This is a genomic window from Lysinibacillus sp. NPDC092081 (assembly GCF_044755845.1).
Taxonomy (GTDB): Bacteria; Bacillota; Bacilli; order Bacillales_A; family Planococcaceae; genus Lysinibacillus.
The window spans coordinates 29,203-45,636 of record NZ_JBIVRU010000019.1; the positions used below are offsets into that span (position 1 = coordinate 29,203).

Consider the following 16,434-nt stretch of genomic DNA (forward strand, 5'->3'; position numbering starts at 1 on the left):
GCTCTGTTCTGTGCGAAAGCGAAGCGACAGCAACAAAGCGCCAAGCCGGAACGGAAATCAACCCCACGTTATAGTGATTAGCTTATTTAATCGGAATTATTTTTAACACCTTTTGAAGGCGGTGTGCAAAAATACCCGCAAATATAGCTAAAATAATATCCTTTGGTAAAGGAGGCATCATCCAAAGCCATGCTACCTTATAAGTGAAAGCATCAGGAGCACTAGCCCATAGCTTGTAGGCAAAGTACATCCAATTTGTTCCTAGTAAATAATTAATAGCTGTTGCAACTAATGCTGCAACTACATAGCTTTTCTTCGTTCCACTGCGTTCTACAATAAGCCCTGCGACAAATGCAGCTATTATAAAAGAGACAATAAAACCAAATGTAGGACTTATAATTTGTCCAAAGCCTCCATTGAATCGTGCAAATACAGGTGCACCTGCTAAACCGATACACATATAAACAGTACAAGCGAGTGCCCCTTTTCTACTACCAAGAATAAGTCCTGCTAAAATAGCAAAAAATGTTTGTAATGTGATAGGTACTCCGCCAACCACCATGAAAGGTATAATGGACGTAATATTAGCTCCTATCATCATCAATGTTGAAAATAGTCCAATGTATGCAAGATCGACTGTTCTTAATTTGTGATGCGTGTGTTCCGCAACTGTTGTCATTATTTCACCCCTAAAAAGTAATGTTGATAATATTAGTGTAAAAAAATAATGATTTTGTGTCAACTTGAAAATCATTAGTGGTTAACGTAAATGTATTTTTCCTACTTAACTTGATAAATAATGGTTAGTTATAGACTAACTATTAAAATATATGATAGAATCGTCATAATTTTAAATATTCGATGCTAATGGTGTGACATCTTGTACAATGTGTCACTTAAAAGGGAAGTTGGTGCAAATCCAACGCTGTCCCGCAACTGTAAAGAGGAGTTCTATGAGATTTAGCCACTGTTCTAGAATGGGAAGGCAATCATAGTAACATTGATTCGAAGCCAGGAGACCTGCCAATTAGTAATTCCTGTAATGCCCACGAGGATGAAAGCAATTACGGACAATAGTAGAAGGAAATCTTTCTAATGTTGTTTAATCAAGGGTATTTCTATGCGCGTTTGCATAGAATACCCTTTTTCGTTTCATTAATCTTTATTCAGTACTTCTTTTTGTACCAAAAGCGAAGTAACAACAACAATAACAACAATTAAGCCAAGGCGAAATTAATCTTTAATAATTAGGAGTTAATAAACAGATGAATAAAAAATTTATGCTACTCTCAATGACTCTTTTTCTAGTACTTATCATTTCAATGACAATTGCGATTATGGTTGGATCGGTTTCCGTTACGCCATTTTATGTATGGAAGGTCATCCTTTCTAAAATCCCAATTATACAAAATTCAATCGAAGAAGATTGGAGTCGCTCGCAGGAAATTATCATTTGGCAAATACGAGCTCCGCGTGTATTACTCGCTGCTATTGTAGGAGCAGGCTTGGCAATTGCTGGAGCAGCCATTCAAGCACTTGTTCGTAATTCGATTGCAGAACCATATATTTTAGGGATTTCTTCCGGGGCGACGGTTGGTGCTACAGCCGTCATCATTTTAGGTGCTTTTTCATTTCTGGGCGTTTATGCTCTTTCTGTATCTGCATTTTTAGGTTCTCTCACGGCAATGGGGTTAGTTTTCTTCTTATCACGTGTTGGAGGTAGGATTTCCGTCTTTCGGCTTTTACTTTCAGGGATGGCGGTGTCTTTTATTTTATCTGCTATTTCAAACTTTATATTAATGATGTCGAAGCAAGAGGGCGGAATGAAGGCGGTCATGTTTTGGATGCTAGGAAGCCTAGCTGGTGCTAAGTGGAGTAATCTTTTAATTCCTACTATTATTTTTATTGTAGTATTTGCCTTGTTATGGCTTCACTATCGAAGCTTAAATTTATTACTCCTTGGGGAAGAAGCAGCAGTCACATTAGGGGTTAACTTACAACAATTTCGTATACAGCTTATTTTATTAGTTTCATTATTAACGGGTGTGATAGTTGCTGTAAGTGGCTCAATTGGATTTGTCGGCTTAATCATTCCACATATTGTGCGGCTAATTGTAGGTTCAAACCATAAATATGTCATACCGATTAGCGCATTATTAGGAGGGATTTTCTTAGTTTGGGCAGATGCACTTGCTCGAATTTTAATCGCCCCTGAGGAAATGCCAATTGGAATTATCACAGCTTTTTGCGGAGGTCCATTTTTCATTTGGCTGCTACGTAGTAACAATTATTCATTCGGTGAAGGAGATTAAAGCATATGACATTAGAAGCGAAACAAGTATCATTCTCCATTTCTGATGAACGTATATTACATGAAGTAAGTATTCGAATAAAGGACAAGCAATTTGTTGGTCTAATCGGTCCTAATGGTAGTGGGAAGTCAACGCTATTAAAGAATATGTATCGTTTATTAAAACCAGAAGGTGGAACAGTATTATTAAATGAACAGGATATTTTAAAGCAACCGAGTAAAAGCATTGCTCGAAATTTAGCAGTTGTGAGTCAAGAAACACCAGTCTTATTCGATTTTTCAGTACATGATTTAGTGAGTATGGGTAGAACACCTCATAAAAAACTATTGGAGCTTGATCAAGAACGAGATTTTCAAATTGTAAAAGATGCACTGAACCAAACAGGTATCGCTCATTTAGAGAAACGTAGTTTTAGCTCTCTTTCGGGTGGAGAAAAAAAGCGTGTGATGGTTGCTCGTGCCCTCGCTCAGCAAGCGCAGGTGCTGATTTTAGATGAGCCAACAAATCATCTAGATATTCAGCATCAATTACAGCTCATGGATTTAATCCAAACCTTACAATTAACAGTTGTTGCTGCAATACATGATTTAAACATTGCAGCTATGTATTGTGATCAAATTTATGTTTTACAGCAAGGTCGAATTGTTTGTTTTGGAACACCAGAAGAAGTACTTACACCGGCATTATTACAAGATGTATTTGGTGTTTATGCCGATATTCAAACACATCCACTTACAGGTAAACCATATTTAATGTATATCCCAGAGCAATTCACATAGGAAACTTTAGAAATTACATAAAGTGATTGATATATTAAAGCCTATTATGTCAAAAAAATTAAGGTTGTTACTATGGTCTTTGGCAAAGCGAGGGGTTGATCTCCGTTCCGACTGGGCGCTTTGTTGCTGTCGCTTCGCTGCAGGGTCTCAGGCCAACACGATGTTGGTCACGAAGGCGTTATCACAGGACGTGATGGTTTTAGCCTTCGTTCCTCTATCGCTAATCCCCAAGGAGTCGCCCAGTCTCCACTCCAATCAACCTCTTCATATAGTATATATCTTCTGGCCTGTCACTCTAATTAATAGTGATAAAACGAAACTTCATCCTCTAGATGTATCTATTAAATAGTTATAAAATAAAATTTCCATGAAAAAGTTAATTTCAAAAGGCTTATCCACAATATTAAAGAAATGAAATCAAATTAAGATACTGCTTTTAAGCCTGCCACACCAATGATAATGGCGATGATACTAATAATTCGAGTCAGGTTTTTAGATTCACCGAAGAATATAATATTCACGAGAACAGCACCGACTGTACCAATACCAACCCAAACTACATAGGCGATGCTTAACTGTAAATAGTTAAAGGATGCATATAAAAGTACAAAGGACATTCCGAAGCCGCCTACATATATTAATAAATTACGTATATTTTTTTCCTGACTATAAAAGCGTAAACCTACAACACCGATAATTTCTGAAATTGCAGCTAATAAAACAAGTAACCAACCCATTATGCATTAGCTCCTTTCTTTTCATCATGATCTCTTGAAGGGTTATCAGCTAAATTAAGACCAATAACACCCAGTACTAAAATAAACATAAAAATGCCTTTAATAGCATTAAACTCGCCTTCAAAAATAAAAATATCCATTAATGTAGTACCAATTGTTCCGACCCCAGCAAAAGTGGCATAAACGGTGCCTGTAGGTAAGTTCTCACAAGCCTTCGATAAGAAATGGAAATCGATCGCAATTAGAGACACAATAATAATCCAATGCCACCAAGCATTTGCAACATTAAAACCAAATATCCAAAATAATTCAAACAAACTAGTTAATCCAACATAAATCCAATCTTTTTGCATAGTTAAATTCCTTCCTATCATTATGACTGACATTCAGTCATTTTAATGTAAAAGAGAACGTCACTTAGGTGTGACGTAAACCGAGTGCATGATGTAAAAAGTCGATTAGCTCAAGCTTTTGAAGTCTAATTGATTCTTCTTCACTGTCGTCATACAAATAAATTTGTTCAGCGGCAGATTCTACTAGACCTATGATAAGTTTAGAAGAACGTGTAGTATTTAGAGAAGCACGTATCGTCCCTTGTTGTTGAGCTTCATATAAGAAATTATTCATCCATTCGTAATAGGGAGAATATATATTTTCCCATTCTTTCATATGCTCAGTTTGTGTAATACCGGCATAGATAAGTGCAAATACATCTCGATATTCCTCTGTTAGAGAAAAAATTATATCGACTACTTTTTCAAGTTGCTTTGCAAAAGGCTCTTGTTTTGAAATACCATCGTTAATAGCAGCAATAATTTTCTCAACCATAACTTTCGCAATGGCTGGCATAACTGAAAGCCTAGATGGGAAATAAAGATAAAATGTCCCTTGTGCGATACCTGCAGCTTTTACGATATCAGAAACCTTTGTCTTTTCAATTCCTTTTTCACGGAAAACTTCAATTGCAGCTTGAATAATTTTCTCTTCCTTTGACATGAAATCCCTCGCTTTTAGCCTGCTTATTTAATATGTTACAAAAAAGCTGAAATAAAGTCAAAGGAAAATGACTGACAATCAGTTATTATTTTTGTGTATATATGTTCTTATTTGGGGAATTTTATTCGTGAAAGGATTTGTTGAAAATGGAAGAGATAAAAATTGCCCAACTAGATCAGCAACAGCTTGAAAAAATTAATGAGCTAGAAAAGAACATGGGAGTGACATTAGTGGCATATGATTCTTCGACAATGCCATCACAGGGATCGGGTGCCTTTGAGTCAAATAATAATACTCACGGCAATCATCCATCATAATTAAGAATAAAATGCCTTGCAGCAATGTGAGGCTTTTTATTTTATCTAAAAAAATAATAGGGGGTTACAATGATGCAGGATTTCTATGCAGATTTACATATTCATATTGGACGCACTTCAAGTGGACGTGCTGTTAAAATTACTGGCAGTAAAACGTTAACGTTATCAAGAATTTTAGAGACTTCAAGTGCAAGAAAGGGACTTGATATTATCGGGATTATTGATTGCCATTCACCAGAAGTACTGGATGAAATGGCAGAGATGTTAGAGCGGGGCGAACTGAAGGAGCTGGAACAGGGTGGACTTCGATTTCAAGAAACAACACTTATTCCAGGTACTGAAATTGAGATTTATGATCATCATTGCCTTGGACCAATTCATGCACTGGCTTATTTTCCAACACTTTTGCTCATGAGGGAATTTTCAAATTGGATGTCTAATCATATGAAAAATATTCATTTAAGCTCTCAGCGAATTTATTGTGATGGTCGAACATTGCAGCAAAGGGTTCATGAATTAGGAGGGCTTTTTATTCCTGCTCATGTGTTTACACCATTTAAAAGTTTGTTCGGTAAAGGCGTATATCGTAGTTTAACAGAAGTTTTTGACCCGCAGCTTATAGATGCGATAGAGCTTGGTTTAAGCTCTGATACCAATATGGTGAGTAACATTAGAGAACTGCAAGCATATACATTTGTCAGCAACTCTGATGCACATTCACTTGGGAAAATTGCACGTGAGTATCAAAAATTAAGACTATCTAATGCAAATTTTACAGAATTAAAGATGGCACTTCATGAACAAGAAGGTCGAGCAGTAACAGCAAATTATGGCTTAAATCCTTTGCTTGGTAAATATCATCAGACTGTCTGTGCAAAATGTGGTGAGCAGCTTGGCAATTCGGCAACAATCTGTACAAACTGTGAAAGCCCGCAAATTATAAAAGGTGTTGCAACACGTATTAAGGAGCTTTCAGAGCAAGTTACAGATAAACGTGCACGACCACCGTATATTCACCAAGTACCACTAGACTTTATTCCAGGATTAGGTCCAAAAATGATGGAACGATTAGTACAAGCATTTGGTACAGAGATGAACATCTTGCATCGAGTTACTCTAGAGCAAATCGAACAACTCGTGCCGCATAAAATTGCCAAGATGATCGATTTAGCAAGAACGGGGCAATTGGCAATCGAAGTTGGTGGTGGCGGCATTTACGGGAAGATCCAACTGGAATAAAAAAACAATTACTCTTATTTAACCCGTTTTTATCCTCCTTATATTAAACTAGTAATTAGTAAAAATTGGAGGAGTGGGTGTATGCAATTATCAAAGAAATTTCGGTTTTTAGCGGCTAGCGTTCTGGCATGCCAACTAGTAGTACCAATAGGTGTAAATGCTGAAGAACAAAGAGACTTCATATCGCCAAGTTGGGTTGTTCAAGCAGATTATGTAGCACTAGGCGATTCCTTAGCGCATGGTATGAATGAGGTTGGTATGATCGGGTTAGGTTATACAGATTTTATTGCACAAACTTTACAGCAAGATGGTTTCATCACTTCTTATAATAAGGGATTTGCTTATTCAGGCTATACCACGAAAGATGTATTGGAAGATATACAAAATAATGTGGAAAAGCCAGTGGTAGGATTCGGTTATCAAAGTGAAAAGGTAAAGCTTCGCACATCTATTAAAGAGGCTGAAATCATTACTTTAACTGCCGGTGCCAATGATTTAATACCTATTTTAAAAGAGTCTCAGACAACGGGTATTAGTGCAGCAGCGATGTTAAAAGCTTCCCAAGAGGCAATAAAAAATATTGCTGCTATTTTAGAAGAAATTAAGAAAGTTAATCCGAACGCTCAAATTTATGTGATGGGTTATTACAATTCTTTTCCGTATTATAGTGAGAATTTACAGAAACAATTTATAATGCTATTAAAAGTTATGAATGCAACGATTAAAACAACAGTTGAAAAAGCGGGTGCCGTCTTTGTACCGACGTACGATATTGTAGCAAAAGATGTTCCAAGCTATTTACCAAATCCCGAAAATATTCATTTAAGCGAAGCAGGCTATTTAGCAGTAGCGAACGATGGGTTTTTACCATTGATTAAAACAAGTACGTTATGGGATGTATCTAAAACGATTCAAGCAAATATGAAAGATAGTACAACTGTAAAAATAAGCTGGCAGGAAGCGAGAGATAATGTAGGTGTTACTAGTTACAACATATATGTAAATGGTAAGTTAACATTTACACAAAATGCTGAGACAACAGCGATAACTTTGGATAATTTAACTGAGAATACAGCATACACAGTAGCTGTTAAAGCGCTTGATGCGGCTGGTAATGAAAGTGTTCAAAGTCCAACAGTTACTTTTATTACAGGAAGAACTTTAAGCTTTACTGATATAGAAAATCATTGGGCAAAGGAGTTTATATTGAAGGCAGCTGAAGCGGGTATTATGAACGGTTATCCAGATAGTACATTTAGACCTGAGCAAAATGTTACTCGTGCACAGGCCGCTATCATGCTTGTTAGAAGTCTCGGTATAACGACGAAGGAACAGGCACCATTTACTGACATAGCAAGCTATGATGTCGGAACTCAGTCAGAAATTGCAGCAGCTTATGCGTATGGACTAATTAAGGGAACGAATGGGAAGTTTAATCCAGGACTACCAGTTACTCGCGCTCAATTAGCATTAATGATTAGTCGTGCTTATGAGCATAAACAAAAGCAACCTTATGCTGTAAAAGGAAAAGCACCATTTTCTGATATCGCCTCTTACAATGAAGAAACAAAACATGCAATAACAATGTTATATGAGCTTGATATTGTTAGAGGTAACGAAGGGCAATTTTCACCTGAGGCTCCTACAAAACGTAGCCATGCAGCAAAAATATTTGTGAACTTTAACAGTCTATTAAAGAAGTAAAATAATTTAAGGTAGAGATTGTAAATAGAAATCTCTACCTTTTGACGTTTAAATATGTTATTTTTATTGCGATGAATATCTAGTACAATTTAGGGGCTCATCATCAAAAGTTGGGGATGACATTTGTTGAAAAGTACGCCATATGGATAAGTTGATTTCCGTTCCGGTTGGACGACTCCAGGAATGCGCCCAGTCGGAACAGAAACCAACCTCACTTTATGTGGATGAACCCATTTAGATTTGTAAATAACGCTGAAGTGAAAGTAAATCAAAAGGAGAATGGGATGCTGTCATTTATTTTATCTGCGAAAAGATAGTAGGCATGTGGAAGTCATTCAAGCGTCCGCAGTTTCTATCTTTGTTTACAACATTATTTTTTATCATTTTTTCAGGAACTATGTTTTATAAAGGGGCGGAAGGTTGGCATTGGCTTGATGCCATGTATTTTTCAGTAGTGAGTTTAATTCCAACCGGTGTTGAGACGGGACTGTATCCTACTAGTGATTTTTCAAAGATATTTACAATGATTTATTTAACTTCTTTCAGCAAGTCTTCTACTTCTATAATTGGTGAGATGAATGCGAGTTTAAGTTACTTTTCAGTAGGTGTACAAACATCCGCTGAAATAAGTTAAAAGCCTCCGGCGGATGTCACGGAAATCGGAAAGGAGTTCTTTGTGCAAGCACAAAGCCGATTCCGGACGCAATTATGCCGAGGCATAATTGATTTATTGGAACAGGCGTCATGTTTATTACGCTAATAATGCTCGGCCGATCAATAGTCGATTTTTCAATTGAGGAAGAAAAGAAAGAGCAAGCAAAAAAACGCCTTAAAAAATAAAAAAGCAGTTCCATAAATCTATAAGATTTATGGAACTGCTATTCTTTACTTATTTACGATAGTCTAGCAATAATGCCTTCCTCATCGTCTAGGACGAGTTCGATGCCTGTTGAAAATGGATCACCATGTAGGACGTCTTTAATCCATACACGTAGTGCGCCAATCATTGCTGCTGTATCAAACATCTCGATTTGACCATTAGTTTCAACTTCTGCACCGAAGCCTGTGTCATCATCGTATGTTAGTTCTACAAGTACATCCTCAGGGCGAATGTTTTTATAGTAGGCCTGAGATAAGCAAATTGCATTAATAATATCTTGCTCATTAATTATTTGTGCCATTGTGCTTCCTCTTTACGTTTTTTATCTTTAAACATATTAACAATTTTTACAACTAGCATTACGATAGCCATGATTGCTACAACGTTAATTAATAAGCCTAAAATATTACCAAGCATACCCATACCACTGAAAAGACTTCCGAATAATAAACCAGCTAAGCCACCAAGCATTAAGCCTTTCATAAGGCCGCCTGAGAAGAAGCCGCCTTTCTTAGCTGTTGAATCCGTTTTGTTTGTAGAAGTTGTATTGTTTTTATTTGTTGTTGCATTATTTTGGTCTTTAGTTTTATCCTGAGATTTTTGGAAATTTGAGTTATTGTTATGATTATTGTTTGAGAAGCCTTTTTTACCCGACTTATAGGATTTAGCTTCTGCAGTTGGTGTATCTGAGATGTATAAAGTTGCACCAACAGACGCAAACATAAGTGTCGCTGCAAAAATAGCAGCAAGGATTTTTTTCATTACTGACATTCCTCCAATATAATTTTTAGTTTTTATCATAAACTAGTTCTTAATAGTAATTTTACATGAACCATCTCGAAAAATAAAATAAACGCTTCCATCAATTTAGGAATATCAACAAATTTGAACAAGTAGTGTCAGAAGAAATTGGTAAAAAATCGCTTGTTACCAAAAGTTGGACATGTGCTCGTAGTGTATGTTAAGCAAATAGTTATTGTAGTAGATGCTAGGCGACGGGCTCAGGTGGAACGGAAATCAATTTCCCGTTATGATGATAAGCCCTAAAAAATGGTATATAAAAAGAAAGGAGTGAGGATGATTTCAACATTATTACTATTAATTTTAATTTTTTTGCTGTTATATATAACGGAAAAAAGGCGTTTTTTTAATGTAGTAGTTCTAGGCTTTTTAGGGTTGTATATTTTAAGCACAATAATTAGTCACCCTTTATTTCTCCCAAATGAGCAGGGGATTATGCCGAAGATGGGTATTGTCATTATACTTGGAAGTTTCCCGAGTATGATGTTTATTTTATCGATAGCTACGTTTTTTAATAGTAAGGTTTTACTTGAAAAAGAAGGACGTAAAGTTCGTAATCTATTGTTAGCTGTTTTTGGCTTGAGCTTTTTTATCATGATGATTTGGTATGTATTTGTAATTTTTACGAATATCGAACATGAAATTTGGCATATTCTTTTCTTCTATGCATTTTTAGTTTTTGGCTATACAATGTTTTTATATACAAGCATAATGGCCTATGCCACTCTATATCATTTTACGCCGATCCTTTATGAACCTAACTATATTATTGTGCTAGGGTCAGGACTAATTGGAGATAAAGTGCCACCACTTTTAGCTAGCCGTTTAAATGAGTCAGTAAAGCAATTTCAAAAATATGGTGAACAACCTTACATTATCGTCTCAGGTGGACAGGGCAGTGATGAGAAAGTATCAGAAGCATATGCTATGAAAAAATATATAGTTGACGAACATCAAATACCTGCTCAAAAAGTATTAATGGAAGATCAATCTACAAATACTGAACAAAATATGGCATTCTCCAAAAAAATTATGGATAAGCATGCTCAAGGAAAAAAATATCGATCCTTATTCGTAACGAATAATTTTCATGTTTTTCGTGCAAGTATTTATGCCAAAAAGGTGAAGCTTGATGCACAAGGTGTTGGTTCGAAGACTGCCTTTTATTATGTACCTAATGCATTTACGCGTGAATTTATTGGTTTATTAGAAATGTATAAATGGATTCATGTCACTGTCTTTTTGTTCATTACATTGTTCATTGGTTTAATCTTGAGAGCGTATGTGTAACCAATTTCAAACTGTCTTCCATATAATAGTGGTGAGGCAGTTTTTTTCTTCATTCAGTAAATGTTTTTGCAGTGAAAGCGAAGCAACAACAACAGCAACAACAATTACGCCAAGGCGAAATTGATAGTGTGTTAGGGGGGAAACGTATGTATGGGCAATTTTTAGCAAAACAAAATAAAGAGCGAATTGGAGCCCTACAAAAGCTCACGCAAACACAAGATACATGGTTTGCGCAAAACATTTATTTGATAACAGTCGAAGAAGTACAATTAGCAGCCTTGCACAAAATATTATATCAAGTTGTGCGAGGACTTTTGAAAAAAAATCAGCAACGACATTTACAAATTATTCATCCAGAACAGACACAGTCAGTACAGGAGAATGTGCTAACACTTTTAGCTGAATATGATGATTTACTGCGTGAAGCAATTCCACTCCCTATCTATATTTTCATTTGGCAAATTTCTTCACTGGAGAAGTTAGCCAATTGCAATGAAGTTGTTGATGATGTACTTGATATATTGGAATGGTATTTTGTTCACCAAAATGAACAGGTTGAGGCGTTTGACGAAGAAGATCTAGATCATGAAGTAATCATTGACTTATACAAAGATGCCATCGAGGAACAGGATACCGATGCACAATTTCAGCTTGGAGAATATTATAGTGCAATTGACGGAGAATATTTTAAACCAGAAAAGTCAGTAAAGTGGTTTGAGTTAGCAGCATCTCAAGGTAATGCCGATGCACAATATGCACTTGGTAATTTTTATTTTGAAGGTATAGGTGTTCAAGAAAACTATAATAGGGCTTTTTCATTGTATGAAGCTGCAGCAAAGCAAGGGCATCCAGATGCTGCAAATAATTTAGCAGACATGTATTTTAACGGTGAAGGGGTACCAGAAAATTTGGTACTTGCGAAGAATTGGTTCGACTTCGCCGCTCAAAAAGGTGTGGCTGAGGCTATGTTTACACTCGGAATTATTTACGAGCAGGGATTAGGAATCGACAAAGACGAGGAGCAAGCATGTAGCTACTATAAAAAATCTGCAGAAGCCGGCTATGTTGAGGCACAATACAGGCTTGGAGGAATCTATTTAGAGGGACACTTAGGGCGACCTAAAGATGTGAACCGTGGATTATATTGGTATGAACGAGCTGCAGAGCAATATCATGTCGATGCCTTTTATGATTTGGGCTTTATTTGGAGTCAAGGGTTAACAGGTATACGAAATATTGAAAAGGGTATTCATTGGTTTAAACAGGCTGCTCTTCAAGGTGATTTGGAGGCTAAATTACAACTAGGGCACATATACAATAAAGGGGAAGGAATAGCTAGAAATATTAAAGAGGCTATAAAGTGGTATGGACTTGCAGCAAATGCAGGAAGTGAGGAAGCTGCAAATTTACTGCAAGAATTAAAAGGAACGTAAGTGTTTTTAATTAAAAAATAATGGGTATTTAGATTCAATTATCAACTCTTTTTGTATAGGTCCTAGGTTTTTGTTTTGGATTATAAGATGAGTGTATATTACTATAATTAACTGATTGTAAAAATATTAATATAATAAAGCGATAGTACTACAAACTAAAACAAGGAAAAAATAAGCATAAAAAAAACAGAGATGATGTAAATTGGCTACCCAAAAGTATTGTGGTAGCTTTTTTTTGCTTTGGACAAAAAATAAGATAATAGGTACTATTCGTACATTTTATGGTAAAAAATGTATAAATGAAAATTGACAGCTATTTATAAAATGTATAAGGTATATGAGGGATTTTGAAAGAGTAGTTAGTAGCTATAGCAAAGTATAAGGTTATTGTTATACTGTTTTTTCGCAATATTTTCGTAAATAATGGTGCTTTTCTTCTTGGGTATATTAAATAAGAAAATATAGGGTTAATTTTGACCGATAAAAAGATTTTTTGCTTATGTATACCCATTTTTAGCTAATAGATTAAAATGGTTAACCAACATCCTGATGGCTTATCACTAAAAGTTAAAGCCTCGGACACAATTATGCCGAGGCATAATTGATTAAACATATACTATATAAGGTGATTGGAGTGGAGGCTGGGACGCCCAGTCGGAACGGAAATCAACTCCACATTATGTGATGAGCCTTTCTGATCTCTTATATTTTATGAACGGACTTAGATTTTTCTCAGCTTTTCAAAAGTACACGGCATGAAAGAGGGTAAATGTGTGATTTTTCAAAAACAGGGAAAGACAATGGCGTTAGATTTAGAGCAATACATTGTAAAAATGGATATAGCGAATTGCCATTCAATAAAAAAGCAAATTGATTTACTTAAATTGACAAAGCGGGATTTACAATATTTAAAAGCCTTTCAACCTTTTGTAGAAGGCAATATTGATAATATTGTTGATCGATTTTATGAAATGATTGGAACTGAACGTAGTTTAGTAGATATTATTAATAGACATAGTTCCGTGGAGAAGCTGAAAATTACATTACGACGTCATATTATTGAAATGTTTAATGGTACGATTGATGATGAATTTTATCAAAGACGAATTAAAATTGCTAAAGTGCATGTCCATATCGGGCTTAAAACACAATGGTATATTTGCGCCTTTCAAGATTTAACAGCATCATTTATTGATTTGGTTGAAGAACATATTAATCATCCAATGGATCAGCTTAATACAATTCGAGCCATCTCAAAAATTTCTAATTTTGAGCAACAGTTAGTTTTAGAGGCATTTGAGCACACAATTGAGCAACTTCATGAAAAAATGGAACGTAGGAAAGAAGCGATAGAGCAAGAAATCGTAGAGTCTTCAGAAGGTCTTGCCACAATATCTCAGGAAACGAACAATTCATTTCATCGCTTAAGTGGACAATCAGATGAGATTAAACAACTAGCGAAAAAATCACTTCAAGTTTCGACTATGGCTGAGAGTCAGGCATTAGAAGGTCGTGAACGGTTAAAGAGTCAATCGCAAAATATGAGTAATATTATTTATTCGCTTGATGATATTGCGGAAAATATTGCACAGTTGTCAGATATGTCAAAGGAAATGGAATCGATTATGAATGTTGTGACAAATATTGCTAATCAAACAAACTTGTTGGCATTAAATGCGGCAATAGAAGCGGCTCGTGCTGGAGAAGCGGGTAAAGGCTTTAGTGTTGTTGCAGATGAAGTAAGGAAACTATCGATTCAAACAAAGGAATCTGTCACATCGGTAGCGACTTTACTACATAAAACGAATGAACGGACAGATAAACTTGTTCATTCGCTTAGTAATATTCAAGAAGAGGTAGCCTCTGGTGAGGAAAATATGGTTCAAACAGAAGGACAATTTACTAACATATTAGAAGCTATGACTGAAGCCAAAGATCAAAATGGTCGGATGGAAAAAGAAGTACAAGCAATAGTAGAAGTACTAAGTGAATTAGGTATTGCCTTTAATGAAGTGAAAAATTCTGCTGGAAAATTAGCTAGCTTTACACAAAATTTAAATTAATTAAGGCAAAGAAATTGTTGTTTCCTATTTTTTTTAGGCGCTACACACTTAGGGCACAAATAACACTATATCAACTGTTAATATATAAATTCCGTTAGGTAGATAAAAGCCTCTAGCGAGTATAGGCTATTTGAATATGAAAAAGATGGAGCTATCCAATGTGCTGGATAGCTCCATTTTTGCTAAATTTGTAAAGGGTTTAACATAATTTTCGATAAAAAAAGTTTATACTGAAATAAAGAACTAAAAATAGGGGCGGTTAATATGAAAACAGTTGTTGTATTAGGTGGCGGAATTACGGGATTGTGTACGATGCATTATTTACAACGCCAAGTTCAGGAGAAAGACTTAAATGTAAAGCTTGTACTCGTTGAAAAGAGTACATACCTTGGTGGCAAGCTTCACTCTGCATATGAACAAGGCTTCATCATGGAAACAGGAGCAGATTCTATTGTAGCGCGTCATAAAGGTGTCATGGAGTTAGTAGAAGAACTTAATTTTGAACAAAATCTTGTGTATAACGAAACGGGCATTTCGTATATATACACAAATAATGAGCTACATGCCATCCCTGCAGACTCAACGTTTGGTATTCCTATGAGCTTACAATCTCTTGAAGAAAGCACGCTTGTATCAGAGAAAGGTAAAAAAGAAGCATTAAAAGATTTAACAATGCCAAATGAAGTGTTTACAAAGGAAAGCTCTATTGGGGAATTTTTAACATACTATTTAGGTGAGGAGCTTGTTCAAAACCAAATAGCGCCCGTACTTGCAGGTGTATATTCAGGAGATTTAAATCAGCTTTCCATTGCTTCCACGTTACCTTATTTAATCGATTACAAAAATGATTACGGTAGTATTATTAAAGGTTTCGATGCAAACAGAGAACAGTTTGTGAAAGCAGCCAATAAAAAATTTATTTCATTTAAAAATGGTTTATCATCACTAATAGATCGACTTGAAGAAACATTAACGGATGTAGAAATTATAAAAGGGGTAGCCACTACTAGTGTTAAAAAGCAGGAGAATCAATACTCTGTTACATTAGCAAACGGTAAAATGATGGAAGCAAATCATGTTGTAATGGCACTGCCAAATGAAGCGGTACAAAGTTTATTGCAGGATGAATCTTTGAACTGCTATTTTAAACAATTCAATACTGCATCCGCCATTACAATTTACTTAGGATTTGATGTACCCGATAATAGATTACCAGCAGATGGAACAGGCTATATTGTGTCACATAATTCGGATGTTATTTGTAATGCAGCAACGTGGACAAGTCACAAGTGGAAACACACCTCAGCAGAAGGGAAATTACTTGTACGACTTTTTTATAAGAGCATTAACCCTGAGTATGAGAGATTGCGTATGATGACTGATGAAGAGTTAGCAGCTGTTGCTCTAGAGGATGTAAGAATAAGCTTGGGGATCGAGGAAAAACCAACTGTTGTTGACGTGACAAAATGGATCGACCAAATGCCCAAGTACGACTTGGCACATCGTGAAGCGTTGCAAGGCCTCGTTCAAGAGCTTGAGAAAAACTATCCAAATTTATCAATAGCGGGATGCTCTTATTTTGGAGTGGGCATAGGTGCATGTATTCAAAATGGTAAAAAAATTGGTGAGGAACTTGCTGAAAAACTATCATAATTGTTTGAATTGAATCAAAATATAATGTTTTTCGTAAAATTATCCTCTGTTCTGTGAAATAGTCTTGACTCAATCGTTCGTAAAGGATATGATTCTTTTAATTATTTAAAAAATTCATACTACATTCTTATCAAGAGAAGCAGAGGGACTGGCCCTATGAAGCTTCAGCAACCAACTTATTGTCAGGTGCTAAATCCAGAAGACCGTTGTGTCGAAGATGAGAAGGAAAA

Annotated in this window: 16 protein-coding genes and 2 riboswitches; of the genes, 10 read left to right on the plus strand and 6 right to left on the minus strand. The window is 35.8% G+C overall.

Going from position 1 to position 16,434, the window contains the following annotated elements; translation table 11 throughout:
- Positions 1 to 82 precede the first annotated feature (82 nt).
- Positions 83 to 679 (minus strand): biotin transporter BioY, encoded by a 597-nt coding sequence (locus ACIQLB_RS20260; RefSeq protein ID WP_400729966.1) that lies wholly within the window; start codon positions 677 to 679, stop codon positions 83 to 85.
- A 172-nt stretch (positions 680 to 851) separates the two neighbouring features.
- Positions 852 to 1,043: riboswitch (cobalamin riboswitch) on the plus strand.
- A 222-nt stretch (positions 1,044 to 1,265) separates the two neighbouring features.
- Here ACIQLB_RS20260 and ACIQLB_RS20265 point away from each other — a divergent pair.
- Entirely contained in the window at positions 1,266 to 2,312 is a 1,047-nt protein-coding gene (locus ACIQLB_RS20265) for a FecCD family ABC transporter permease (RefSeq protein WP_400729969.1), read from the plus strand.
- A gap of 5 nt (positions 2,313 to 2,317) precedes the next feature.
- Positions 2,318 to 3,091 carry an ABC transporter ATP-binding protein gene (locus ACIQLB_RS20270; protein WP_400729972.1) on the plus strand — a complete coding sequence of 258 codons (774 nt, stop codon included), beginning with the start codon at positions 2,318 to 2,320 and terminating at the stop codon, positions 3,089 to 3,091.
- 422 nt (positions 3,092 to 3,513) lie between these two features.
- Here ACIQLB_RS20270 and ACIQLB_RS20275 read toward each other — a convergent pair whose 3' ends face one another.
- The 3 genes from ACIQLB_RS20275 to ACIQLB_RS20285 form a co-directional block, all read right to left on the minus strand.
- Positions 3,514 to 3,828: a DMT family transporter gene (locus ACIQLB_RS20275; protein ID WP_400729975.1), complete on the minus strand. Its 315-nt coding sequence runs from the start codon at positions 3,826 to 3,828 to the stop codon at positions 3,514 to 3,516.
- Positions 3,828 to 4,181: a DMT family transporter gene (locus tag ACIQLB_RS20280; RefSeq protein WP_400729978.1), complete on the minus strand. Its 354-nt coding sequence runs from the start codon at positions 4,179 to 4,181 to the stop codon at positions 3,828 to 3,830. The genes ACIQLB_RS20275 and ACIQLB_RS20280 overlap by 1 nt, the downstream gene beginning before the upstream one ends.
- A 64-nt stretch (positions 4,182 to 4,245) precedes the next feature.
- The gene (locus tag ACIQLB_RS20285; RefSeq protein WP_400729980.1) at positions 4,246 to 4,824 is read right to left on the minus strand and encodes a TetR/AcrR family transcriptional regulator; all 579 of its coding nucleotides are present in this window, start codon (positions 4,822 to 4,824) and stop codon (positions 4,246 to 4,248) included.
- Between the two features lie 146 nt (positions 4,825 to 4,970).
- On the opposite strand from ACIQLB_RS20285, the gene ACIQLB_RS20290 reads away from it, so the two are divergent.
- The 4 genes from ACIQLB_RS20290 (at position 4,971) to ACIQLB_RS20305 (ending at position 8,718) form a co-directional block, all read left to right on the plus strand.
- Positions 4,971 to 5,141 (plus strand): hypothetical protein, encoded by a 171-nt coding sequence (locus ACIQLB_RS20290; RefSeq protein ID WP_370047208.1) that lies wholly within the window; start codon positions 4,971 to 4,973, stop codon positions 5,139 to 5,141.
- A gap of 72 nt (positions 5,142 to 5,213) precedes the next feature.
- Positions 5,214 to 6,380, plus strand: a complete 1,167-nt coding sequence (locus ACIQLB_RS20295; RefSeq protein ID WP_400730087.1) for an endonuclease Q family protein — start codon at positions 5,214 to 5,216, stop codon at positions 6,378 to 6,380.
- A gap of 81 nt (positions 6,381 to 6,461) precedes the next feature.
- The gene (locus ACIQLB_RS20300) at positions 6,462 to 8,084 is read left to right on the plus strand and encodes an S-layer homology domain-containing protein (RefSeq protein ID WP_400729985.1); all 1,623 of its coding nucleotides are present in this window, start codon (positions 6,462 to 6,464) and stop codon (positions 8,082 to 8,084) included.
- Between the two features lie 358 nt (positions 8,085 to 8,442).
- Positions 8,443 to 8,718 carry an ion channel gene (locus ACIQLB_RS20305; RefSeq protein ID WP_400729988.1) on the plus strand — a complete coding sequence of 92 codons (276 nt, stop codon included), beginning with the start codon at positions 8,443 to 8,445 and terminating at the stop codon, positions 8,716 to 8,718.
- Positions 8,719 to 8,977: 259 nt separating this feature from the next.
- Here the strand turns inward: ACIQLB_RS20305 and ACIQLB_RS20310 are convergent, their stop codons facing one another.
- A complete protein-coding gene (locus ACIQLB_RS20310) occupies positions 8,978 to 9,265 on the minus strand; it encodes a DUF2653 family protein (RefSeq protein ID WP_400729991.1) in 288 nt (95 codons plus the stop codon).
- Positions 9,253 to 9,726: a hypothetical protein gene (locus tag ACIQLB_RS20315; protein ID WP_400729994.1), complete on the minus strand. Its 474-nt coding sequence runs from the start codon at positions 9,724 to 9,726 to the stop codon at positions 9,253 to 9,255. The genes ACIQLB_RS20310 and ACIQLB_RS20315 overlap by 13 nt, the downstream gene beginning before the upstream one ends.
- A gap of 474 nt (positions 9,727 to 10,200) precedes the next feature.
- On the opposite strand from ACIQLB_RS20315, the gene ACIQLB_RS20320 reads away from it, so the two are divergent.
- The 4 genes from ACIQLB_RS20320 (at position 10,201) to ACIQLB_RS20335 (ending at position 16,204) form a co-directional block, all read left to right on the plus strand.
- Positions 10,201 to 11,055, plus strand: coding sequence for a YdcF family protein (locus ACIQLB_RS20320; protein ID WP_400729997.1), 855 nt, complete (start codon positions 10,201 to 10,203; stop codon positions 11,053 to 11,055).
- Positions 11,056 to 11,126: 71 nt separating this feature from the next.
- Entirely contained in the window at positions 11,127 to 12,488 is a 1,362-nt protein-coding gene (locus tag ACIQLB_RS20325; RefSeq protein WP_400730000.1) for an SEL1-like repeat protein, read from the plus strand.
- Positions 12,489 to 13,261: 773 nt separating this feature from the next.
- Complete coding sequence (locus ACIQLB_RS20330; RefSeq protein WP_400730003.1) at positions 13,262 to 14,551, plus strand: protoglobin domain-containing protein; 1,290 nt, start codon at positions 13,262 to 13,264, stop codon at positions 14,549 to 14,551.
- Positions 14,552 to 14,815: 264 nt separating this feature from the next.
- Entirely contained in the window at positions 14,816 to 16,204 is a 1,389-nt protein-coding gene (locus tag ACIQLB_RS20335; RefSeq protein WP_400730005.1) for a protoporphyrinogen oxidase, read from the plus strand.
- Positions 16,205 to 16,328: 124 nt separating this feature from the next.
- Positions 16,329 to 16,428, plus strand: a riboswitch (SAM riboswitch).
- Positions 16,429 to 16,434: the final 6 nt, after the last annotated feature.

Coding starts and splice junctions, on each gene's coding strand:
- ACIQLB_RS20260 (WP_400729966.1), bottom strand. CDS start 679: ATGACAACAGTTGCGGAACACACGCATCACAAATTAAGAACAGTCGAT.
- ACIQLB_RS20265 (WP_400729969.1), top strand. CDS start 1,266: ATGAATAAAAAATTTATGCTACTCTCAATGACTCTTTTTCTAGTACTT.
- ACIQLB_RS20270 (WP_400729972.1), top strand. CDS start 2,318: ATGACATTAGAAGCGAAACAAGTATCATTCTCCATTTCTGATGAACGT.
- ACIQLB_RS20275 (WP_400729975.1), bottom strand. CDS start 3,828: ATGGGTTGGTTACTTGTTTTATTAGCTGCAATTTCAGAAATTATCGGT.
- ACIQLB_RS20280 (WP_400729978.1), bottom strand. CDS start 4,181: ATGCAAAAAGATTGGATTTATGTTGGATTAACTAGTTTGTTTGAATTA.
- ACIQLB_RS20285 (WP_400729980.1), bottom strand. CDS start 4,824: ATGTCAAAGGAAGAGAAAATTATTCAAGCTGCAATTGAAGTTTTCCGT.
- ACIQLB_RS20290 (WP_370047208.1), top strand. CDS start 4,971: ATGGAAGAGATAAAAATTGCCCAACTAGATCAGCAACAGCTTGAAAAA.
- ACIQLB_RS20295 (WP_400730087.1), top strand. CDS start 5,214: ATGCAGGATTTCTATGCAGATTTACATATTCATATTGGACGCACTTCA.
- ACIQLB_RS20300 (WP_400729985.1), top strand. CDS start 6,462: ATGCAATTATCAAAGAAATTTCGGTTTTTAGCGGCTAGCGTTCTGGCA.
- ACIQLB_RS20310 (WP_400729991.1), bottom strand. CDS start 9,265: ATGGCACAAATAATTAATGAGCAAGATATTATTAATGCAATTTGCTTA.
- ACIQLB_RS20315 (WP_400729994.1), bottom strand. CDS start 9,726: ATGAAAAAAATCCTTGCTGCTATTTTTGCAGCGACACTTATGTTTGCG.
- ACIQLB_RS20320 (WP_400729997.1), top strand. CDS start 10,201: ATGCCGAAGATGGGTATTGTCATTATACTTGGAAGTTTCCCGAGTATG.
- ACIQLB_RS20335 (WP_400730005.1), top strand. CDS start 14,816: ATGAAAACAGTTGTTGTATTAGGTGGCGGAATTACGGGATTGTGTACG.